The sequence below is a fragment of the Pseudaeromonas pectinilytica genome (assembly GCF_054780855.1).
Genome location: NZ_BAAGVN010000325.1, coordinates 1 through 22,169, shown reverse-complemented (window position 1 = coordinate 22,169; position 22,169 = coordinate 1). Strand labels below are relative to the sequence as shown.

Genomic DNA, 22,169 nt, shown 5'->3' with positions numbered 1-22,169 from the left:
CAGCGGTCATGACGGGCCAGCCTTATCCTGACGTATTCAACCTGACCTCGGCTTAGTCAAGCCGGGGCCGGTGAACGGTTACCAGCAGCGCTCGAGAAAGCGCCATGCACCTGGCGGAAAATAAGCTCGATGAACTGCGCAGCTTCACCACCCTCGCTACCACCACGGGACAATTTGCCTATCAGGATATTCAAACCAATGTAGGCCCAACTGTTTCACCTAAATTTGCCGCAGGTAATCACACCATCGGCAACACCACCTATGCGCTGGCCTGGACTGTGGTCAACAGCCCAAACCCGCTACCTACCAACCTGAAATATCCACTGCGTAAAGACATCGAAATCACGGTGGCTTGGACCGATCAGAATGGCAGCGACAAAACCTTGCGTCTAAGCAGCAGCATCGCCGCCAGTACCAGTATTGGCAACACCGAGGGCGACACCCTTGGCGGTATGGATGTGAACCCAGAGATTGCTTACACTCCCGGCTCGGCTCCCGATGTGGTGGCCGTGACCATCAAATCGGGCACCAAAGAGGAAACCAGTAAACCACTGCCCACCGTCTACCAATCCGGCGACAATGTGGTGGTCAAAACCGAGACCATTACCTACGACACCGAATCGGGCCGCAAGATCCAGGAGGATCAAGTCACTCTCTCCTGCAACTGCAGCCTGCAAAGTGGTAATGCCAGTAAAAAATTGCCAGCCTATCCCCTGCTGGATACCTCAGGCCAGTATTGGCAACTCGGGCAGAGCGTGGACAAGAGTTATGGCCTCAATACCAGCAACCAAAATGCTCAGAGTCCCTTGTGTAATATCTGCTGCGAAAATCACTTTGATGGCCCCAGCGGTACATTCAATCAGTATTACAACATCCAGCTCCAGCAAAAACCGCACAAGCATTACAACAGCAACCTGACTGAGGTTGCGAGTGGCAGCTATCTAGAAGCCTGTCGCCTATTGCGTGTCGATGGCTTCTACGAACCCATGCCAGATTGGAACCTGGCGGTAATCAACGTGATGTCGCCGGATTTTCTTTCTGACCCATACAATCAAGAAAACTATGAAAAATATGTGCAATCTGTGGTTAGGGCCCATTTCGCCTGGCAAAAGGCGGGCCGCAGCGGCAACTTTACCCCGACATCGCTCAATAGTTGGCTCAGTTCCGGTGGGAATGTCACCAATGGCGGCGCCACGAGCACGGACGTGACTTTGCAAGCCGGAGCCACGGCGCAATTGATCGCGCGCGGCGTCTATGTCGACTTGCTGAATGATGAAACGGGTCAGTATCTCAGCCAACTCAGTAGTACCGATGAAGAGCTATTGGCCAAGGTCCCGTTCAACGAGTTGAATCTGACCCTGCTAGCCAACTGGTCACTGACCACCGCCAACCAGAGCTATGCCACTGTCACCAACGAGACGGTAAAAACTATCGTTGATGCCAGCCAGAACTACTACGGTACCTATAGTCGCGGCCGACTCTCGGCACTCCAGGCAACCCCATTGGACAATGGCGTGAGCCAACCCATTCCAGTGAGCGCTAATATACGCACCAGTAACAGTGGCATCACCAGTACCGTTGCCATATCAGAAGCAGACAAGGCCAATCAATCCGCCAGCATTAACGTGCGGATCAGTGGTAATACGGGCAACAACGCCAAACTGCGTGTGAAGGGTGATATAAAATGTCTGACAGCCAAGAAGAGTGGGGACTCCCCCGAAGCTTGCAACACTAACGACTGGAATGCCTTGTCTGTCAATCAAGCTGGTATCAGTTGCACGGTCCAAAAGCCGACTCCCACTGCCCCTGCGGGCTATTTTTATTGTGACGTCAATCGGCATACGGCCGTCACACTGAACTTCGGTGCATCAGGTTTCACATTGAAGCCTTCCAGTATCACCTTGAGTGCCTCCCAAACTGATCCCAAGAACAGCAATGGCAACGACATCGCAATCCTCGAGCTGAACAATGGCAATGGATGTACAGTTATGATGGTTAGTAGTACGGTAACATCCCCGGAAATTTATAATTGTGCCACGCCATAACTCGAGGTTGATATGCCCATGACACATATCTCTTGAATGGTTCCAGCGAATAAAAGGCATCCAATATGGATGCCTTTTATTCATATTGAAGAAACGAATAGCCTTGGATATATCGGAAAGCGCTGTCCACCTTCTATTATTGGTGTCATATTCCACAATCGCAGCTTACATGCTGCTGCTTTATGAATTTATTCTGGAGTTCAGAGTATCAATTGCTCATCCAACACCCAAATAGTCACCCATATATAGCCAGCCAGGGAAATAAGTAAATCCTGTATGGATTGCGCAACACAATTAATTGCCAAACCAATCAAGCGACATTAGATTAACCAGCGCCATTGTGAGTGATTTATTAATAAAAGATTAGAGACCTAGGATTCGAATCTTTTATTAATGGCCAGATGTTGCCATGGGGAAAAACATAACCATTGGTGAACCAATGACTTGCTCACCATGTTTTTATTCTTCCTCTTCAGACAATTCAACGACCTGCTCTGGGAAATAATCCAAAATAGAGGTCAACTTAATGGAGGATGAAGAAGCCCCACCACCGGCATTCCCCAGAGCCTCATCGTAATGAAATCCTTTTGGGTTCTGTATATCGATAATTTTTCCAAGAATAGATCCGGAAAGCTCACCAGCACCCTGTTTTACATAAATCTCAGCGAGGGGGGCATAGATAGCAGCAAACATAGGGCTATTGGCAGTTCCATTCTCGGCACGAATATTCACTTGACCTTTGTTGTCGGAATAGAGCGAAAAAGGTGGTACACCACCATTATTAGCCGTACCTAACGGAGCTCCATCTGCCGAGACAATAGCAACATCATTCATATCTACAACTCGGCCCTGACCGTTGGTAACCTGCTTTATCGTCAGATTTTTACCTTGGCTAACCTTGATCGTCAGATTGGTCATTTTTATCTCACCTGTGACATAAAGAGTCGTATTCTGGGTCACGTCAATGACTCGACGATCCGTATTGTTATCCCCAGTGAGATCAAGCTTGCTATACGTCTTGTTATTGGCATCATTCATGTTGCTAAACGCACTATTAGTCAACTCACCATTATTCCCGGCCGGCAGGGTACCCAGCTGTTGCTTTAACCAGGTATTTTCAGCCAGTATCTGCTTGCAATACTCAGCCAATACACCTGGCCCTGGAATACTTGGCTCGGTATTCATCGGCCTTGATGTAGCATTAAAGTCAACGTTCCCAAGCACAGTGCCGTTTCTATTATCTGTCTCATAACTACCTGCACCCACGCTGAGGCTCCCTAGTATCGTGCCTTTTAAGTTCGCACTAGCAGCCGAGGCGCTGCCATTGATAACGATGGAGTCTGTGTTACCATTTGTGACCAACTCACCACTCGAAATCACATTCCCATTGATCGATGCATTGCCATTCAACGTGACAGACTCTGCTGAGACGTTGCCACCAACAGAAGAGGACTCATCACGGTTAGCTCCTCCGTTAACGATAAAGCCACCTGCCGCATGGACATTCCCCCCAACACTGCTCTTTCCATTAAGTTTCGTATCACCGTTTGCAATAATATTGCCGCCGACACTGGTTCCACCGTTGAGAATGACGCCGCCATTTGCCGTCACATTGCCAGAGACTATTGAACCCGATCCTTTAGTGTGTAGTTCACCGTTATAGGTAATGAAGTCCCCATTAATAAGAGATAAACCTGTCGGTGTCTGGGTTGGCTCACCTTGTAAATTGATCGATGGTCCGTTCACCAAGGCGACGAATGCATTACTGCCATGATTTGAGTTCAGGTTATATCCCCCTTTACTCGAGTCATAGCTATCGATAAACCCGCCACCATTAACCTTCAAGTCCTCACAGCCAATAACGCCCTTAGCGCGGGCAGAGCCATTGGATACCAACTCAAATCTACCAACTAATTGCGCTGTTGCATCATTATTTAAATCATGCCCAGTGCTCAACAAAGACAACCGTTTATCCGCATTCACATAAACCACATTCGACAAGCGATAATTATCAGGAGTACCCCGGAGCGCCGATAATCCGCTACCAGTGGCAATCGCATTGATATCTGACCCAGAAGCCATCTGGGTCGTGATATAATCCAGCGCGGCAGCAATACCACGTTCAGCCGCCAATCTGGCATTAATCATCTTTTGCTGATTACCACTCATGCGTTCTTGTAGTTGGTTTTCGCGAATGGAAACGAAAACGACCATACTCGCCACCAGCGATAGAACCAGGACACTGACCAGCACATAGCCACGCTTGGCTCCGGCTAGCATTGTTGTATTTTTCATTCTCACTCCTGAAATTAACAGCCTTGTTTATGGCCGTAAGATGTGATCCATCATCAATATAAGGGTCATATTCCGCATATCATTCACAACACTCATGGCCGCTAAATGGCGCAATGAGGAGCCACTAGTTAGCTCTGAATATGATCCTTAATATATTTCTGCCGTAAGGCAAAACGCAGGGTAATACCGCCGGATAAGGCACTGGGGAGCTCCATAGGTGTCAGTAGGATATTGACGCCATAACTACCATTCGTTGACATGGATAAACTCGCAATATTGGTGGCAATAACCTGAGCCCCCCCCACTCCGCCATCGTTACAGAGCACATTATTATTTTCAAAGGTAAAGGTATCGCTCTCACCATTGACCCGCGACCGCCCCAGGCAGCTCAAGACCCTATCGCCAGACTGAATACTGCCATAGGTGACGGTCAGGCTCTGAGGCGTCGTGACGGTCACCGTCTCGCCCTGATGCAAGCTGCGCCCCATGATTTGCGCCACGGTGCGCAAACTCTCCTGCGCTCGCTCCAGCCGGTTAGCTTCCAGAATAGTGCCACGCAATGTTGAATAGAAAGAGGCGGTTCCCAGCACTATCACCAGCCCCAATACCATGGAAATCATCAATTCAATCAAGCTGAACCCGCGCTGATGCCGGTGTGATTTCATATTTCCCCCTCTCATGGACAAATCGCCGGATAAGTCACCCGCAGACTCAGGCTGTTGTTGTCGCTCTGGCGCGCATCGTTCCAGGTTAGGTTGTAGACGGCCGAGTCGGAATAGCTGGTGGCCACGGTCGCGCTGACACTCGGCGGCAAGGTATGACGCCATGACTCAACCGTCGAGGTATAGACAGCGCCACTGACCCGGTTCGCACACAAATTGCTCCAGACTCCCTCAATCAAGTTGTTGGCGTGGATCGTGGCAATCGTGTAATCAAGGCTGCTGTAAGCCGACTGCAGGGTCTTGAGTTGCAGGGTTCCCAACCCAAGTAGCGCCACGGCCCCCACCAGCATGGCAATCATGATCTCGAGCAGGGCAAAACCCCGCACCACCGGATGACGCCGACGAATAATCAGGTTAGCAATTGCCATGAGTTAGAGTTCCACTCAGTCGCACGCACAGATTGCGCGTCTGATTTAAGGTTGTAGAGGTGACGGTGATCGCCTGTGGCTGGGTCACGGCGCCGTTGGCAGAAATCCAGATCTGGGTACTGGCCGCCGCAGATGGCACGGCGACACTCAGCGTAGTTCCACTGGCGGGTGTTCCCGATGTCCACACCAGTGCCGCCGGGCTGATTTGCCAAACTTCAATCCCTTGATTCCAATCCTGGTTAACAGGTCTGACGGCCATAGCGGTGGTTTTTTTCACTGCCTCGCTGCGCGCGATACGGTAGGCCATGGAAATAGATTGAGTGGCGCTGTCAAACCGAGAGTTGCTGACCAGTGAACTGTAGGCAGGTACCGCTATGCTGACCAGAATCATGCCGACCGCCACAGTGACCATCATCTCGACCAGCGTAAAGCCGCGCTGTTTCTTCCCTAAATCATGCGGTTGCATACAATATTACCTCCAACAGTTGGCCGGGGTTTTCTGACCGGCCTGATTGAGCGTCATGGTGCCGCAACTATCTCCACTCTGACCGCCAGTAGGCGCTGCCTGCATCTTGAACGTACTGACTGATGACGAGGCCGCATCCAGAGTGAAGGTATAATAGGCCGTTGGTAGATCGGTGCTCGGTAATGTATTCGGGTAACTCCCGGCCCGAGCAAAACTGCGCTCCATCAATAAGGAGAGAGTCAACAAGCCTTGCTGGGCCTCCTGACGACGACTATCCCGCACGTACTTCTGATAGCTGGGAATGGCAACCGCAGCCAGTATCGCCACGATTACCACTACGATGCACAGCTCAATGAGGGTAAATCCCAACTGCCGCAATGGCGGCGGGGACCCACGTTTTCGCCACGCTATGGTTGACGTTCGAGCTACTCCGCAAGCTCGAAAAGAACGCCGATTGATCATGCCGCCACACTCCTTTGCCGACCACATCGAGAACAGCCTCTTATGGCTCTTTGCATATGGGCAAATGTCTCATTTCTCGACTTCTTGCTCAAGAAAAGAGCGTGAACAATTTCACTTTTTGCGAGGCAGGTACGTTTTGCAGAGAAACGATTAATTCAACCGAGTTTCACTCTGAATTCAGCCCTTGGCGTTATTACTATTATCGGCCAGAACACCATTTCACTTCGATACTGTAAAAATAACCAAACACCAAACAATTGCTTCATACATATCAATGAGATGGAAACATTAAATGCAATGAAAGGCATATCATAGAGACCGAATAACCACTAAGTGAAGTTCTTGTAAAGCACAGTGAGGGAAACAAAGCTGGAAAACCGTTTCAAACATCAACAGTCATGATTTTTTAGCGGTACGAAAGAGTCGTATGACGACTGGGTTGCTCACTGATAGATGGGATTCATAAAGAGCTCAATCCAGCTATTATGTAGCACCCTAACCACCAGCATGGCTGGATTCATATGAAAACTAGACATATCTAACTGAAGAATATATACATGACGCTATATAATAAAAAGCCATATCCCGTGACCTGGATCATAATTGTCGGTTGGCAAAACTGGCGGCCCAGCCGTCCCAATGCGATATTTACCAATAGGTGGTGACTTGATCGCCAAAGCTGTTTTTTAGTCCGATAGAGATCCCGATGCCAAACGACACCAGTCATGGCTTTACCCTGATGGAACTGATGGTCACGATTGCCGTCGTTGCAATCCTGGCGACCGTGGGTGTGCCCGCATTTAACAACCTGATCCGCGAGGGCGCCGCCAGCACGGAGGGGAATACCCTGCTCGGAGCTATCCAACTGGCGCGCAGCGAGGCGGTGAAACGAGGGGTATCCATATGGATTGTTCCGCAAACCAGTACCAACTGGCAGGCGGGTTGGGAAATTCGAGTGGATGATGGCGACACAACCTTTGACAGCAGCAAAGACACTCTGCTGCGCCGATTCGATGGCATAAAAAGCACCGTCAACGCCAGCCATAACCAACTCCGGATTGCCGCCAACGGAACGCTCGCGGTACCCAACAGCGCCAGTACCTTCAAACTCAAACCGAGCGGTTGTCAAAATAATGAGCAGCGTTTATTGACGGTCCAGGTCTCCGGGCGTGCCAGCCTGAGCCGGATCAGCTGCAGTAGCTAACAATGGAGAGTCAAATCATGAAGTTGCCACACGCGCAGCAGATGCGCGGTTCTTCGTTGCTGGAGGTTCTGATTGCCCTGGTGGTCCTAGGGCTGGGCGTGCTCGGCATGGTTGCCATGCAAGCAACCTCGCTCAAGAGTAACCAGACTGCGCTCGTCCGGACCCAAGCGACCGAACTGGTCAATGAAATCAGTGACCTGATGCGCGCTAACCGCAATGCTGCACTAGCCGGCAGCTATGACAATGCGCTTACCGCAGCCGCTCCGACCGGAACAGCCATTCACGCCATCGATTTACAAAACTGGAAAACGCGGCTGGCGCAGCTACCCGCTGGCAAAGGCGGGATTGCCCACACGAATACGACTTTCACCATCACGATTCAATGGGATGAATCACGGTTGAAAAATGGTAATGCCGGTCGGCAGTTTATCTATCGCACGGAGATCTAAGTGATGGTCAGGTTTCCCATGATGAAGCGTATCCGACAGCAGGGCTTCGGGCTGGTTGAAGTGATGGTTGCCATCACGCTAGGGCTGTTGCTCACAGCGGCGGTGTTACAACTGTTTGTCAGCAATAACACCACGTACCGGACCACTAACTCAGTCGGTGTAGTGCAAGACAACGCCCGTTTTGCCCAGGATCTATTGAGCAAAGAGCTGCGCATGACCGGCTACCGCGGTTGTTTAAGCAAACAAAATGTTGCTATTACCAGTGTGCTGGAAAGTGCCACCACCCTGACCTACGACTTTAGCGCCGGATTGCGTGGTTACAACAACCTGACCGCCACTCTCCCCACTGAATTATCGAACCACCTGACCGGAGATCCCACGCCGCTGGCCAACACCGATCTGTTGTTGATTCAAGGGCCTGGTAACATTCCGGTGCCGATTGTAGCCAATAACAATGCCGCTCAACTGTTTGCCGCCCCTTCGGCCATGACGCTATTGAAAGATGGCGATATCGCGCTGATCACCGATTGCAGCAAGGCTCGCATCTTCCAGATTACTGGGCTGAGCGCAGCCGGACCAGATGCAGCCGGACCAGATAAAGTGAACATAACCCACGTGAGTAATAACAACGGCGCCCATGCCTATGTGCCAGGCAACAACACCTCGGACTGGGACCCGAATAAAAAGAGCGATAAATTTGGCACCAACGCCGAGCTGATGAGTTACCAAACCAGCACCTATTATCTGGCAACCAATAGCGTCACGGGTCAGCCCGCTCTCTATCGCAAGCTTAACGGTGGCTTGGCGACCCCCTTGCTGGACTATGTCTTTGATTTGCAGATCCTCTATGGCGTGGATACCAACAGTGATCGTCAGACAGATAGTTACCAAACTGCCAATAACGTCAGCAATTGGGGCAACGTCCTGACCCTCAAGCTGCAATTACTCCTCGGCAGTGAAGAGACCGGCATAGTGCCGAAGAAACAATCCTTCACCTTCAATGGCGCCACCTTCACGGCCACCGATACCCGCTGGTATATGCCAACCACCATTACTGCCGTATTGCGCAATCGGTTGAATTAGGAGCTGCACGATGAACCTCTATTCCTTTGCTCGAGCGCAACAAGGCATGGTGTTAGTCATCTGCCTGATCATGTTGCTACTGCTGACGTTAAGCGGTCTAGCCGCCATGCGGGGCAGTACCCTGCAAGAGAAAATGGCCGGCAATAGCCGCGACAGTGAACAAGCCTTTCTCGCAGCCGAAGCGGCCTTGCGCAATGGGGAACTCTTTATGACGACCGCTGCAGCCGTGGCCAGTGGTGCCTTTGACACCACGGGAACCTCCGGTTTGTATGATGTTGCCGAATCCGGAGTCACCACCGACTGGCAGTCCGCCACCGCCAACTGGCGCGATAGCACCGCTCTGAGCGAAGTGGCGGCCACGCCCAAATATCTGGTCGAGAAGCTCCCGGAGGTCACCAATAAAGGCTTGAGTCTGGAAGCCGACCAACCTCTTGAAACTATGTTTATCTACCGAATTACAGCCAGTGCCGTTGGGAAAACCACGACCAGTCGAGCGGTATTGCAATCGACTTTTCGACGCTAATGCATAGGGATACTGCCACCATGTCACACATCTATAGCAACTCGAACTATATCAACCTGCTGGTTGTTGTCTTATTCGCAGCGCTCGGAAATTCGGCAGCGGCGGATACCATAGCGACAAAGCCATTGTATTTGGAAAATGATAACGCCATTGAACCGAATATCGTATTCACCCTCGATGATTCCACATCAATGCGTGACAATGACTTAACAAGTAATGATAAAACGCCAACCGGAAATGACTTCTTAGACCATACGGTGAATAGATTATATTACAACCCGGAAATAACGTATGAGCCATGGATAAAATCCGATGGAACCTTATACCCAGCCGGTAGCGGCGCAACCATATGTACGAAAAACTCTCCATGCACTTACTATAAAAAGACGGCGGGAAAACCAATAGAAATAAAGCCAAGCGTTACTTCTTATAATAAAAGCGCTACACGCTCAGATTGCAATACCAACCAGAGCTCGTGCACATTTACGGAAGAAAGCACTAACTACGCCAATTGGTCCATCTATTACAGCACTCGAATAAAAGCAGCTCAAGGAGGAATAGGCCGCGCCTTTTATGCATTGGATGACAAAAACAGAGTGGGATATGGAACAATTCACTCGCCTGTTTCAACCGGCGTAAAAAAATTTAATGCAACAACCAAAAGTGCTTTCTTTACATGGCTTTATCAGTTCACTGGAGTCAGGTCAGGAAAAGGCACTCAGCTACAATCCGGCACTCCGCTACGAAGCGCCATGAAAAGCGTTGGTGAATATTATAAGGCAACAGACAAAAAACCATGGGCCGACAACCCAGAGGATGTAAGTGCGGGTGGATTTAAAAGCTGCCGCCAGAGCTATCATATCCTTATGACCGATGGTTATTGGAATGGTGATAATGGCTTTAATATCGGGAATATAGACAATCAGGAAGGTAAGAAGATAACAAATAATGCCGGAGGCAACGACTACACCTATACACCAGCAACACCCTACAAGGATACCAACGCAAACACATTGGCTGATGTTGCCATGTATTACTGGATGACGGATCTTCAATCGGGCATTGACAATAAAGTCAGCCCCAATTCTGAGGATCCCGCATTCTGGCAGCATATGGTTAATTTTACGGTCAGCTTTGGTCTTGATGGGAATTTACAATCATCTACAACTGACGAACAAAATGCCACATTAGCGCTTTTAAAATCTGGCTCTGCAGTTTGGACCAACCCAACCACTAATCAGAATACGGCGCGGATTGACGATCTTTGGCATGCCGCCGTCAATAGCCGCGGTGGGTTTTATAACGCTGGAAACCCAAAACTATTTGTTGATGCCCTACTCGATGCCTTTAGTAAAATTCAAGCCCGCACCGGTTCTTCCAGCGCCATGGTCAGTAATACGGCGCGGCTCGGTACCAGCAGCCGCATCTATCAAGCCAGTTTCAGCTCCGGCGACTGGAGCGGCGAGCTGACCGCCTATCCCCTCAACAGCAGTGACGGCAGTTTGGGGGCAGCTGTCTGGCAAGCCTCAACTCATATACCTGCCGCAGGCTCTCGTAACCTCTACACCCAAAAAATCCAGGGTAACGGTCTTGCCCCAATTAGCTTTGAGTGGAATAACTTGGATGATGAGCAAAAGGCGGCGCTGAACAACAATGCAGCCGGCACAAATGATGGCAATGGCGAGTTGCGCCTTGCCTGGTTGCGCGGCGATCAGAGCCGGGAGTTGAGCCAGCCCAATGGCCTGTTCCGGACCCGCACCAACTTGCTGGGTGATATTGTCAACTCCAGCCCGGTACTGGTCAGCAATCAAGACTATGGCGTCGGCGATGCCAGCTTCATGACCAGTAAGGGCTCTCGCCCCTCTATGGTCTACGTCGGCGCCAATGACGGTATGTTGCACGCGTTTCTTGAATCAACCGGTGAAGAACAATTTGCCTATATCCCTTATGCTATCGTCCCTAAGCTCAACAAACTGACCGATAAAAATTATCCAAGTAACCACTCCTATCTAGTTGATGGCAGCCCAAAGGTGGGTGATGCCAAATTAGGCAGCCAGTGGAAGACGGTGCTGCTTGGCTCGACGGGTGCTGGCGGGAAATCTGTGTTTGCACTGGATGTAACGGATCCGGCGAACTTTTCAACCCAGAAAATCCTTTGGGAATATACCAGCGCCAATATGGGCTATGCCTTACCGCAACCCACCATGGGACAGCTTGCTAATGATAAATGGGTTGCTCTGATCGCGAATGGTTATGAGGATAATCGAGCTGGCAAGTTGCTCGTCCTGGACCTTGCGAATAGTGATGAGCTGAAGATATTAACCACTAGCGAAACCAGCGGCAGTGGCACCATGAACGGCTTAAGTAACCCAGTACCGGTCGATCTCGATGGCGACAGAGTCACGGACTTGGTGTACGCCGGCGATCTACTCGGCAATTTATGGCGCTTCGATTTGCGTTCAAAACAGAGTAATAGTTGGAGCGTAAGCAAGATTTTCACCGCGTGTACCGATGCCACTTGTTCCACCAGCAACCGGCAGCCGATTACCGCACGCCCCATGGTGATTGCCCATCCCAACGGTGGGGTCATGGTGCTGTTTGCTACCGGCAGCTATTTCACCAACGAGGATCGCAGCTCATTACAGCTGCAAGCCCTTTATGGCGTCTGGGATAAGCTGGAAGCCAGCCCGACACTGATCGCCAAGAGTGATCTGGTGCAGCAGAGCATACTGGCCGAAGTCTCCGCCACCAGCACCCGGATAATCTCGAATAATGAGGTCAATTACGGCAGCAAGCGGGGCTGGTATCTGGATCTGCTAACCCCCGGACTGAGCACGGGTGTGGGTGAGCGGGTCATTACCGATATCCAGCTCCGGGAGGACCAGTTGGTGGTCACCAGCATGCTGCCCTCCACCGATCCCTGCGACTATGGTGGAAAATCCTGGCTACTGGAACTGGCCCCATTGACCGGTTCACGCCTGAGCTATCCGGTATTTGATATCAACAATGACGGCACAATTGATAGCAGTGATAACCAGGATGTGACCCTAGGTGACCAGTCGGTCTCCCTACCCGCTAGCGGCAAGGGTTTTGATGAAATCCTGACCAAGTCGGCCTTTGTCGAAGTAGATGACACCACGGAAATCAAATATGCCAGCGGCTCTTCCGGGAGCATCAAGAAAACGTTAGAAGTCATCAGCCCGAACGCCAAGGGCCGTCAATCCTGGCGGCAATTGCGCTAACGGCTGAACATTGCTTTCTGGTGCCCGTCTCTTGGTATCATAGTTACCGGAGACGGAGCACCAGACGTTTCAGGATCCACCCGACAAGGAGCAGTAGATGTTGGTTACGCATACACGATCTCGCGGTGTCACGCTGGTTGAATTGATGATTGCCGTCGCCGTGGTCGCCATTCTGGCGGCGGTGGGCTATCCCTCGTATATGGAACATGTCAAATCCACGCGCCGCGCTGAGGCCAAAGCAGCACTGCTAGAGTTGGGGCAGTTCATGGAGCGCAAGTTCAGCGCCGATGGCTGTTACAAGTGCGGAAGCGATACAACCGTCACCCTACCCATTACCCAGGCCCCGCGGGATGGTGGCAGCGCCTACTACAACCTGAGTCTGACCAGCTCGCCCGCGGTTAGCGCCACCGTCTTCACGCTGCAAGCCGTTCCGACGGGCGTCATGAGCGGCGACAGTTGCGGTACCTACACCCTCGATCAGACCGGCACCCACACTCCGACCAGCAGCACCTGCTGGTAACCGATGCCAAGCCGATCAGGGGGTTCTAGAGCCAGCACTCGCTGGCTTTTTTTATCTTTTTGAGCAAATTTATTCATCAAGTCCACTTTGCGACAATATTCTTGTCTTGGGGCCAATTTCGGACTGATCGACAAGCTTTAATGCTCATTTTGTCGATGATGTTAGATTTTTAAGCCAATACACCACAGATCCACTCGCCGTTAATGCTCCAGAAGCACCAAAAAACCCTGCTCAGGGGATGAGGAATTAGCCACAACTATTGCATAGTCAGGCAGATGCCCGATAATGCGCGCGTTTACGCATCAACTAGTAGATCGTCGCTCCGGCCTCTCGTTGCCGGAGGTTAACTTGGTTCAGGGCCATGGCCCTTTTGTGAGGTGTTTGCATAAGATGAACAGCCAATTCGTTCCGGGAATTGATTACCGCGGCCTGGTCGCCCAACATGGTTCTCCCCTGCTGATCCTGGATCAGGCAGCGATTCGCCGTCAGTATCGAGCGTTAAGCGCTGCACTGCCGGGCGTGACGTTGCACTATGCGTTAAAACCCCTGCCCCACATGGGTGTAGTGGATGTCCTGAAAGCTGAAGGCGCAAATTTTGATCTGGCAACCAATGGCGAAGTCGACTTGATGCGCGAGGCCGGGATAAACCCGAACGAATGTATTCACACCCATCCCATCAAGCGCGATTCCGATATTCGCTACGCGCTGGATTATGGCTGCAACATCTTTGTTTTTGATAATCCGGTCGAGCTGCAGAAGTTCGTCGCTTACAAGCAGCAAGCCCGCTTGTTGCTGCGCGTCAGCTTCCCGAATCCGGAAACCAAAGTCGACTTGTCCAAGAAATTCGGCTGCACACCCGAGATGGTATTGCCACTGCTGCAACAAGCCAAAGCACTGGGCATCGAGGTCATAGGCCTGTCATTCCATGTCGGCTCCCAGGTACCAAACGCCAAGCGTCACGTGGAAGCCATCGAAGCATGCAATGAGCTGTTGCGTCAGGCCGAGGCTCAGGATCTGGCTCTGCAAGTGCTGGATATCGGCGGCGGTTTCCCGGTGGATTACGCCGGTGGCGAGCTGGATATTGATGCGTTCTGCGCACCGATCCGCAGCGCCTTGGCCAAGACCCCGGAAGGCATCCGCCTGCTCGCTGAGCCAGGCCGTTTCATCTCGGCTCCGGCCATGACTTCGATCTCCAGCGTCATGGGTAAAGCCGAACGCTTTGGTCGCACCTGGTACTACCTGGATGATGGTTTGTACGGTAGCTATAGCGGCCAGCTGTTTGACCACGTCTTCTACCCGAAGAGTACGCCGTACGCCAAGGGTGAGCGTCATCCTGCCGTTCTGGCGGGTCCGACCTGCGATAGCGTGGATGTCATCGCCGAAGAGATCATGCTGCCGGAGCTGGAGCTGGGTGAACTGGTGATTGGCAAGATGATGGGCGCCTACACCTGGGCCTCTGCCACCGAGTTCAACTTCTTCCGCCGCACCTCCATTCTGGTGATGGATAGCGACGCGACCGCCCTCAAAGCCGTCGCTTAAGCAACGCACGGGGCACACGCGGCAAAAAACGCGCGCGACAAAAAAGCGAACCCTCGGGTTCGCTTTTTTTATTGTTCGTCAGAGCAGCCAGAGCCAAGCAATCAGCAGATGCAGCGCCATGATCCCCCACAGCACCAGTCGATAACTCAGCTTGCGACTCTTGTGCCGTAGCCCATGTTGCGCAAGCAGCGTTCCTGGCCAGCCGCCCAGCAATTCGCACAGGTGTAGCACGCGCTCGGGGATCCGCCATTCGCCACGACGAGCCCGACGTTTGTCGAGCGCCATCAGGCCGAATGTCAGCAGGCTCATCAGCCCATAGCTAACCCCCAGGAGCCAGTCCCAGGGCATATGGGTGAAAGGTACCGTAGCTAACATCGACTATTTCCTTGTTCATAACGAGGGGCAAGCGCGCATCGAGTTCTGTGCGCCTGAAAACATCAGAGGGAAGCCATGGCTTCCCTCTGCAGGTGATTCAGGACGATAACCCGGTAACGACCTTAGGCATCCACCATCTCGGCGACACACTCGGCGCGATTTTCGACCGGTTTGGCGTACATGGCGCGAGCCGTGGCACGCAACTCTGCCGGCATCGCCTGCAAGCGTGCTTCAAAGCGCTGACGCTCTTCCGGCGACACACCATCGGACTGCCCAGCCGCCAACAGGTTACTGGGGAACAGACGATATTGGCCATGGATCGCCAGATCAATCGCGGCAGCCAGGGCTTCCGGGGTGTCATAATCGCCAGTCAGCGGTTTACCCAGGCTGACATGCACCCGTCCCTTATGGCCGACAATACCGGCAACAATGCTGTCGATATCCTCGAACTCGCCCTTTTCGTAACTGCCGCTCTGGGCTCGCTCTACCAGCTCACGCGCTTTGGCTTCATCACCGGGATCAAACTCATAGGAGATAGCGACCGGCACTATATTCAGTTGCTGCATATAGGTAGCAAACGGCAATTTCTGCTGCTTGCCGGCCATATAGAACATCTTGAGAATGGCCGGATCCGTCTTGTCATCCCCATCCTTGGCGCGCCCTTCTTTTTGGGCAATCCAGATGGAATGGCCATCGGCCAGGGAGTGGGCAATATAGGCGGAGAGTTCAGTGAAGGCTTTCATCATCTCCCGCGGCCCCTTGACCGAACGCTTGACGATGAAACTCTTGTTCAGACGCATCAGCTCGGTGGCGCAGGGTTTACGCAACAGGTTATCGCCAATGGCAATCCGCACCGTTTCCAGGCCGCACTTATACAGGCCCCAGTTGACGAAGGCCGGATCCATCGCAATATCCCGATGGTTGGAGATAAATAAGTATCCCTTCCCCGACTCCAGCTGTTCCAGCCCGGAATAAGTCACGCCATCGGTCGTTCCGGCAATCATCTGCTCCATAAAATGGGCGACTTCCATCTGCACATCGCGCACTGTCTTGACGTTGGCCCAGCGGCGTTGCATGGCCAAGCGGATCAGTGGCTTGAGCAGCCACCCAAACCAGCGGGATAGCAGGGGGTAACGGAAGTGGGCAATCGCGGCCAATAGCTCATCATCCGCAATCAAACGGGCCAAAGCGGCAGGCACTTCATCATCATGGTAAGGGCGGATCTCGGCAAACAGATCCGGGTCGTGCAGAGGTTGAGTCATCTAATTCGTCTTAGTCAGCAAAAGGCGCAAAATCGGCGCAAATTCTACACGCATTTGCTGTAAACACTAGCTGGGGCGCGGTTAAAACAGCGCCGACCAGCGAGTGAGGAGCTCTTGGGTAACCCCAAAATCTACATCCAGACCATCACCACACACGCTGCCGTCAGCAACCCCATGCACAGATTGAAACGTTGCCAGCCTTGGGCGGTACGGATCAGGCGTCGAACCTGAGCACCAAACAACACCCAGAATGCACCTGTGATCAGACCCATGGCAAAGAAAGTCGCCAGCACCACGATGGCGGATGGCCAGTAACTGCTGTCCGCCAACGTAAAGCCGCCCACCGCCGACAACGCCATGAACCAGCCCTTCGGATTCAGCAATTGCAAGAACGCGGCCTGATGCCAGCGCGGCATCTCAGATACTCGACGCTCACCCGGCTCACCGGCTCGGGCCAGCTTCCAGGCCAACCATAGCAGATAGCCACTGCCGATGATGCGCAGCCCCTGATGCAGCATGGGTTGTGAGGCAAACACCACACCCAGCCCCAGTGCCGTGGCCAGCATGATCAGATTCAAGCCACTGACCACGGCCACCAGCGTCGGCATGCTGGCACGAAAACCCAGATTCGCTCCCGCCGCCGTAAGCAACATATTATTCGGTCCCGGGGTACCGCAGGTGATCAGCGCAAACCCTAACAAAGGCAGAAACCAGGCAAAATCCATCCAAACTCCTCATCATTGAATGCACAGTTCCAGAGACAAACGGCCAGCGCGATTGGACCCGGAACCTCATGGCAAAAAATTCAGCGGCAGATTCTCATGTTCGCCGGATTAACGCCAGATCATCACCACACACCCAGCGGTGAGCAGTCCCATGACCAAGTTAAAACGTTGCCAGGCCCGGGGCGAACGCAACCAACGACCGACTTGCACACCGAATTGGGCCCAGACCAGACAAGTTTTCAGGCAGATCAGACAGAAGACCCCAATCAGCAGCCCAACCGAGAGCCAGTAGTCACTCCCCAGCAAGGTGAAACTGCCAATCGCCGAGATGGACATCAACCAGGCCTTGGGATTGATAAACTGGAACAACAATGCCTGATGAACCGCCCAGGGCTGCTGTGTCGCGGCACCTTGCGCCAGTGACCCCTTGTCCTGAATATTTAACGGGGCCGAACGAGCAATCAGATAACCGAGCCATAACAGATAACCCGATCCCAGCACTCGCAACACCGTTTGCCCTAGCGGCCATTGTTGGAATAGAGCACCCAGCCCCAGCGACACCAACAACAGCATGCCCCCCATACCCGCCGAAATACCGACCACATGAGGCAAGGTACGGCGGAATCCAAACCGGGCGCCCGATGCCGTCAACAGCACATTGTTCGGACCCGGAGTAATACAAGTAACCCAAGCGAATCCAGCTAGGGGGAATAACCATTCAAACGCCATAACAGCCTCTCTTTGACGTAAAGAAAATGCATCCGGATGCCAACATTGTATCGATACAAAATAGAGGGAAGTTCACATTTGTGCTGTTTTACGGCACAAACCCACGGTATTATGATGACAATTTAGGATCAACGGATTTATTGTCACCATGACAATCTGGACTCCCCACCTCAGTGGCCGCGGGCCCCTTTACCGTCAGCTACTGGAGGCCATCCGCGATGACATCGCCAGTGGCACGCTGCCGAGTGGCCAGCGACTACCCACTCACCGCGCCCTGGCGGACCGTCTGGGTGTTACCGTCGGTACCGTCACCCGCGCCTATAGTGAGGCGGAACACTTGGGGCTGCTGCAGGGCAGGGTCGGATCCGGCACCTATGTCCGCGATCTGCAGTCGAACCAGGCCCGCGCCTGGCACATCCGGCAACCCAATCCGGAGCGTATCGAGATGTGGCAAAATCTTCCGGTCGCCCTGGATCGTACCGAACCTTTTATGCACACCATGCAAGCTCTGATGCAGGAGCCAGGGCAAATCAATGCCCTGATGGAATATGACAGCGCCGAGGGCGGCAGCAGTCAGCGGCAGCGGGCCTGCTCCTGGCTCTCCGCACATGGCATAGCGGCCGATCCAGAACGCTTGCTGTTTAATTACGGCGCGCAAAACGGCCTGCTGCTCAGCCTGATGACACTCGGCCTGTGCGGTGAAAGTCTGCTGTGTGAAGGCCTGACCTACCCCGGGCTCAATACCCTGGCTCACCCCCTCCATTTACAACTCAAAGGGCTGGCGATGGATGCGGAGGGACTACTGCCCGAAGCGCTGGAGAAAGCCTGTCAAAGCGGGCATTATCGGGCACTGTATCTGATCCCGACCCTGCAGAATCCGACCACCGCCATCATGAGCGTCGAGCGCCGACAGGCCATCCTGGCCATCTGTGAACGCTATCAACTCTGGGTCATCGAAGATGATGTCCATGGTTTGCTGCCCGGACACCGCCCTCCGGCCATGGTCAATCTGGCACCGGAGCGCGTCATCTATCTGGGTAGTTTTTCCAAGGGTACCAGCGCCGGTCTGCGTATTGGCTACATGCTGGTGCCTGCGGCCCTGAAAGCCGCCGCCAGCCAGGCCATTCGCGGGGCCAGCTGGATGGTCAGCCCACTCCTGGTCGAGCTGGCTTGTCGCTGGATGGAAGGCGGCGAAGCGGATCGGATCCTGGTACAGCAACGCCAGCAACTGGCTCAACGAGCCAGCTTGCTGCGGCACCATCTGGGGCGCTTCAACTTGCACTATCAGGACGGTAGTATGCACGCCTGGCTGGAGTTGCCTGCCCACTGGCGCTCGGCAGCCTTGATTCAGGCTGCCGAAGCCGCCGGCATTGGCCTTGCCGGAGCCGAACTCTTTGCCGCCGGCCACTTTCCATCGCCGCAGGCCGTGCGCTTGTCCATCAGCCACCCTCTGGATAATCAGGCCCTGGATCAGGCACTCACCACCTTGTGTCAGCTCCTGGAAAGTCCGGGGCCGACCCAGAATTTTATGTAATTTCACCCACGAGGTTCCCATGTTGATCCCCTGGCAAGAGCTAGACGCCGAAACCCTCAATAGCCTGATTGAGCACTTTGTGCTGCGGGAGGGTACCGACTATGGTGCAGAAGAGATCTCGTTGGCCGACAAGGTGGCCCATGTGCAACAACAATTGCAACAGGGTGAGGCGGTGATTGTATTTAGCGAGTTACATGAAACCGTCAATATCATGCCTCGGCATGAACTGCAGGCTCGCGCCTCGCAGGATGAGGAGTGAATGCCCCGACAACCGGTTGATAAACAACCGGAGGTCACCCGCCACCGAGAGTCCCGGATCCTGCCATTTTTACTGCGGTAGACCATGACCTGAGCTTTGACCAATCATGCCAGTGATCAGGATCACAACCTCATAGCGCAATTGGCGCAGAGCTCCGTAGACCCTTTTGGTTTCCCCGCCGCCATGCGTATGATGCGTGCCATACCTCAGGCTGAAAAACCTTCCAGCCTTAGCGTAATAGCTCTATCCGGAGTCGTGGTGCAACCATCGGCTCCAGCCTCCGGCCGACTGGATCCGGAGACACGGCTCACGTCTTAAAACCCCTGGCTGAAGCAAGGTATCTTGCCATTTGGGGCTCGTGCCCCGTATGCTAGGTCATCGATTCTAAGGATAAGACCCAGGACTCTGGTCACTGGGTAGTGTAATCAAGAGGACTCACAATGGTTATTGGCAAGCCGCAAACTGACCCGACTCAGGAATGGTTCCTGTCTCATTGCCACATTCACAAATATCCCGCCAAGAGCACCCTGATCCATGCTGGTGAGAAAGCTGAAACCCTCTACTTCATCGTCAAGGGTTCGGTTGCTGTGTTGATCAAGGATGAAGAAGGGAAGGAAATGATCCTCTCCTATCTGAATCAGGGCGATTTCATCGGCGAGCTGGGACTGTTTGATGACAGTGAAAATCCGACTCGTACCGCTTGGGTTCGCGCCAAGAGCCCTTGTGAAGTGGCCGAAATCTCGTACAAGAAATTCCGCCAACTGATCCAGGTCAACCCGGAAATTCTGATCCGTCTCTCCTCGCAAATGGCGCGTCGTCTGCAGACCACCAGCGAGAAGGTCGGTAACCTGGCCTTCCTGGACGTCACTGGCCGTATCGCCCAGACGTTGCTGAATCTGGCCCACCAGCCCGATGCCATGACCCATCCGGATGGCATGCAGATCAAGATCACCCGTCAGGAAATCGGCCAGATCGTCGGTTGCTCCCGCGAAACCGTGGGACGGATCCTGAAGATGCTGGAAGATCAGAGCCTGATCTCCGCCCATGGCAAGACTATCGTGGTATTCGGCACCCGCTGATAACCCAGTCCAGCCAGACAAAGCCCGCAACCTGCGGGCTTTGTTTTTTCTCGGCACCGCTCAGCGTCTCACCTCTGGGTTGGTCACGACCAGCACAGGCTATCCTGCAGGTGTCACTAGATACCGATTTTTGCCATGTCGCCACCAGCCCCACTGTTACCGGTCCCAAAGATTAACTAGATTAATGAGATACGCCTTAAGGATTACTCTCATGAATATCAGTCACTATGATCTTAATCTGTTGGTCTATCTGGATGTGCTGCTACGCGAACAATCCGTCACCCGAGCCGCCGCCCAATTGGGGCTGACACAACCGGCCATGAGCAACGGTCTGAAACGGCTACGGGAGATGTTTCAGAACCCATTACTGGTTCGAACACAAAATGGCATGCAACCCACACCCCGAGCTCGGGCCCTGCAGCCGGTCGTCCGCCAGCTGGTCTTGCAACTGGAGGCTGCCCTGTCCCCGGTCAGTGCTTTTGTGCCGGAGCAGAGTCAACGCCGCTTCCGGATCATGGCCAGCGACTACGCCGCGTCGACCCTACTGCCAACTCTGCTGCGGCAACTGGGGGACCAGGCTCCTGGCATCAGTCTGGATATCATGACGCCCAGCGATGTGACCTTTCATGAATTGGAGGAGGGGCGCGTCGATCTGGCGCTAAACATCTTTGCCGAGCTCCCGGACTCTTTTCATCAGAAACGGATCTGGCGCGATGAGTTCCTCTGTCTGCTGGCGAGCGATCATCCGGCTCTCCAGCAGTGGGATCCGGCACACTATCTGGCGGCAGAACATGTCTGGGTCAGCAAGACCGGATACGGAGTTGGCGTCGGCATAGGGCTCAACGAATTACAAAAACTCGGCTGGGTCGATCAGGCACTGGCAGGCCAAGGGCTGAGCCGACATATTCGGGTCTTCACCCGGAACTATCATGTAGCCATCGATCTGGCGCTGGAAAGTGGTTTGATCGCCACCATCCCGGCTCGAGCTGCAGCGTTGGCACTCAAGCTGCAACAGGCACAGCTGCGGCAACCGCCACTGCCCATCCCGCCTATCGAATTGATGATGGTATGGAGCCCGCTGCTACATCATGACGTGGCCCATATCTGGTTACGCCAAGCCATCATGGAGGCCGGAAACCGCATCATGCCACCCGCCCTCTCGGCCACCGCGAATAACGTTAGGTCATGACCGAGCAGCGACAGTGCTAGGGAAGGTGCGAATAAGCAGGTCATTTCTTCCCAAGCTGACTCGCTGATTAAAATTTCGCGGATCTGGGCCGATTTTTTT

Annotated in this window: 21 protein-coding genes; 12 read left to right on the top strand and 9 right to left on the bottom strand. The window is 53.2% G+C overall.

The genetic code is table 11. The features are described 5' to 3' along the window. The first annotated feature begins 104 nt into the window (after positions 1-104). Positions 105-2,045 carry a hypothetical protein gene (locus tag ACYVG7_RS14165; RefSeq protein WP_460883737.1) on the top strand — a complete coding sequence of 647 codons (1,941 nt, stop codon included), beginning with the start codon at positions 105-107 and terminating at the stop codon, positions 2,043-2,045. 459 nt (positions 2,046-2,504) lie between these two features. Here the strand turns inward: ACYVG7_RS14165 and ACYVG7_RS14160 are convergent, their stop codons facing one another. The 5 genes from ACYVG7_RS14160 to ACYVG7_RS14140 all read right to left on the bottom strand — a co-directional run bounded on the left by ACYVG7_RS14160 (position 2,505) and on the right by ACYVG7_RS14140 (position 6,358). Beyond that, positions 2,505-4,340, bottom strand: coding sequence for a DUF7305 domain-containing protein (locus ACYVG7_RS14160; RefSeq protein ID WP_460883736.1), 1,836 nt, complete (start codon positions 4,338-4,340; stop codon positions 2,505-2,507). 128 nt (positions 4,341-4,468) lie between these two features. Continuing rightward, on the bottom strand, positions 4,469-5,005 hold the full coding sequence (locus ACYVG7_RS14155; RefSeq protein WP_460883735.1) for a PilW family protein: 537 nt from the start codon (positions 5,003-5,005) through the stop codon (positions 4,469-4,471). A gap of 11 nt (positions 5,006-5,016) precedes the next feature. After that, positions 5,017-5,430 carry a type IV pilus modification PilV family protein gene (locus ACYVG7_RS14150; protein ID WP_460883734.1) on the bottom strand — a complete coding sequence of 138 codons (414 nt, stop codon included), beginning with the start codon at positions 5,428-5,430 and terminating at the stop codon, positions 5,017-5,019. Next, on the bottom strand, positions 5,417-5,896 hold the full coding sequence (locus tag ACYVG7_RS14145; protein WP_460883733.1) for a GspH/FimT family pseudopilin: 480 nt from the start codon (positions 5,894-5,896) through the stop codon (positions 5,417-5,419). Before ACYVG7_RS14145 ends, ACYVG7_RS14150 begins: the two co-directional genes overlap by 14 nt. A gap of 6 nt (positions 5,897-5,902) precedes the next feature. Further along, complete coding sequence (locus ACYVG7_RS14140; protein WP_460883732.1) at positions 5,903-6,358, bottom strand: type IV pilin protein; 456 nt, start codon at positions 6,356-6,358, stop codon at positions 5,903-5,905. Positions 6,359-7,064: 706 nt separating this feature from the next. Between ACYVG7_RS14140 and ACYVG7_RS14135 the strand changes: the two genes are divergently transcribed. The 7 genes from ACYVG7_RS14135 (at position 7,065) to ACYVG7_RS14105 (ending at position 14,918) form a co-directional block, all read left to right on the top strand. Further along, positions 7,065-7,562, top strand: coding sequence for a GspH/FimT family pseudopilin (locus ACYVG7_RS14135; protein ID WP_460883731.1), 498 nt, complete (start codon positions 7,065-7,067; stop codon positions 7,560-7,562). Between the two features lie 17 nt (positions 7,563-7,579). Beyond that, positions 7,580-8,011 carry a type IV pilus modification protein PilV gene (gene pilV, locus ACYVG7_RS14130; RefSeq protein ID WP_460883730.1) on the top strand — a complete coding sequence of 144 codons (432 nt, stop codon included), beginning with the start codon at positions 7,580-7,582 and terminating at the stop codon, positions 8,009-8,011. Between the two features lie 18 nt (positions 8,012-8,029). Beyond that, on the top strand, positions 8,030-9,094 hold the full coding sequence (locus tag ACYVG7_RS14125; protein WP_460883729.1) for a PilW family protein: 1,065 nt from the start codon (positions 8,030-8,032) through the stop codon (positions 9,092-9,094). 10 nt (positions 9,095-9,104) lie between these two features. Beyond that, positions 9,105-9,617 carry a pilus assembly PilX family protein gene (locus ACYVG7_RS14120; RefSeq protein WP_460883728.1) on the top strand — a complete coding sequence of 171 codons (513 nt, stop codon included), beginning with the start codon at positions 9,105-9,107 and terminating at the stop codon, positions 9,615-9,617. A gap of 20 nt (positions 9,618-9,637) precedes the next feature. Next, positions 9,638-12,859 (top strand): pilus assembly protein, encoded by a 3,222-nt coding sequence (locus ACYVG7_RS14115; protein WP_460883727.1) that lies wholly within the window; start codon positions 9,638-9,640, stop codon positions 12,857-12,859. A 97-nt stretch (positions 12,860-12,956) separates the two neighbouring features. After that, positions 12,957-13,379 (top strand): type IV pilin protein, encoded by a 423-nt coding sequence (locus tag ACYVG7_RS14110; protein WP_460883726.1) that lies wholly within the window; start codon positions 12,957-12,959, stop codon positions 13,377-13,379. A gap of 390 nt (positions 13,380-13,769) precedes the next feature. Beyond that, a complete protein-coding gene (locus ACYVG7_RS14105) occupies positions 13,770-14,918 on the top strand; it encodes a type III PLP-dependent enzyme (protein WP_460883725.1) in 1,149 nt (382 codons plus the stop codon). Between the two features lie 78 nt (positions 14,919-14,996). Here the strand turns inward: ACYVG7_RS14105 and ACYVG7_RS14100 are convergent, their stop codons facing one another. The 4 genes from ACYVG7_RS14100 to ACYVG7_RS14085 all read right to left on the bottom strand — a co-directional run bounded on the left by ACYVG7_RS14100 (position 14,997) and on the right by ACYVG7_RS14085 (position 18,009). After that, positions 14,997-15,293: a DUF1294 domain-containing protein gene (locus ACYVG7_RS14100; protein WP_460883724.1), complete on the bottom strand. Its 297-nt coding sequence runs from the start codon at positions 15,291-15,293 to the stop codon at positions 14,997-14,999. Positions 15,294-15,415: 122 nt separating this feature from the next. Then, positions 15,416-16,543 (bottom strand): 1-acyl-sn-glycerol-3-phosphate acyltransferase, encoded by a 1,128-nt coding sequence (locus tag ACYVG7_RS14095; protein WP_460883738.1) that lies wholly within the window; start codon positions 16,541-16,543, stop codon positions 15,416-15,418. A gap of 143 nt (positions 16,544-16,686) precedes the next feature. Then, a complete protein-coding gene (locus tag ACYVG7_RS14090; RefSeq protein ID WP_460883723.1) occupies positions 16,687-17,280 on the bottom strand; it encodes a LysE family translocator in 594 nt (197 codons plus the stop codon). A gap of 108 nt (positions 17,281-17,388) precedes the next feature. Beyond that, complete coding sequence (locus ACYVG7_RS14085; RefSeq protein ID WP_460883722.1) at positions 17,389-18,009, bottom strand: LysE family translocator; 621 nt, start codon at positions 18,007-18,009, stop codon at positions 17,389-17,391. 148 nt (positions 18,010-18,157) lie between these two features. Here ACYVG7_RS14085 and ACYVG7_RS14080 point away from each other — a divergent pair, with 148 nt between their 5' ends. From ACYVG7_RS14080 to ACYVG7_RS14065, 4 genes are all read left to right on the top strand, one after another. Further along, positions 18,158-19,543 carry an aminotransferase-like domain-containing protein gene (locus ACYVG7_RS14080; RefSeq protein ID WP_460883721.1) on the top strand — a complete coding sequence of 462 codons (1,386 nt, stop codon included), beginning with the start codon at positions 18,158-18,160 and terminating at the stop codon, positions 19,541-19,543. A gap of 19 nt (positions 19,544-19,562) precedes the next feature. Next, positions 19,563-19,802: a YheU family protein gene (locus tag ACYVG7_RS14075; RefSeq protein WP_460883720.1), complete on the top strand. Its 240-nt coding sequence runs from the start codon at positions 19,563-19,565 to the stop codon at positions 19,800-19,802. Between the two features lie 440 nt (positions 19,803-20,242). Continuing rightward, a complete protein-coding gene (gene crp, locus ACYVG7_RS14070) occupies positions 20,243-20,881 on the top strand; it encodes a cAMP-activated global transcriptional regulator CRP (RefSeq protein WP_460883719.1) in 639 nt (212 codons plus the stop codon). A 211-nt stretch (positions 20,882-21,092) separates the two neighbouring features. Continuing rightward, the gene (locus tag ACYVG7_RS14065; protein ID WP_460883718.1) at positions 21,093-22,070 is read left to right on the top strand and encodes a LysR family transcriptional regulator; all 978 of its coding nucleotides are present in this window, start codon (positions 21,093-21,095) and stop codon (positions 22,068-22,070) included. Positions 22,071-22,169: the final 99 nt, after the last annotated feature.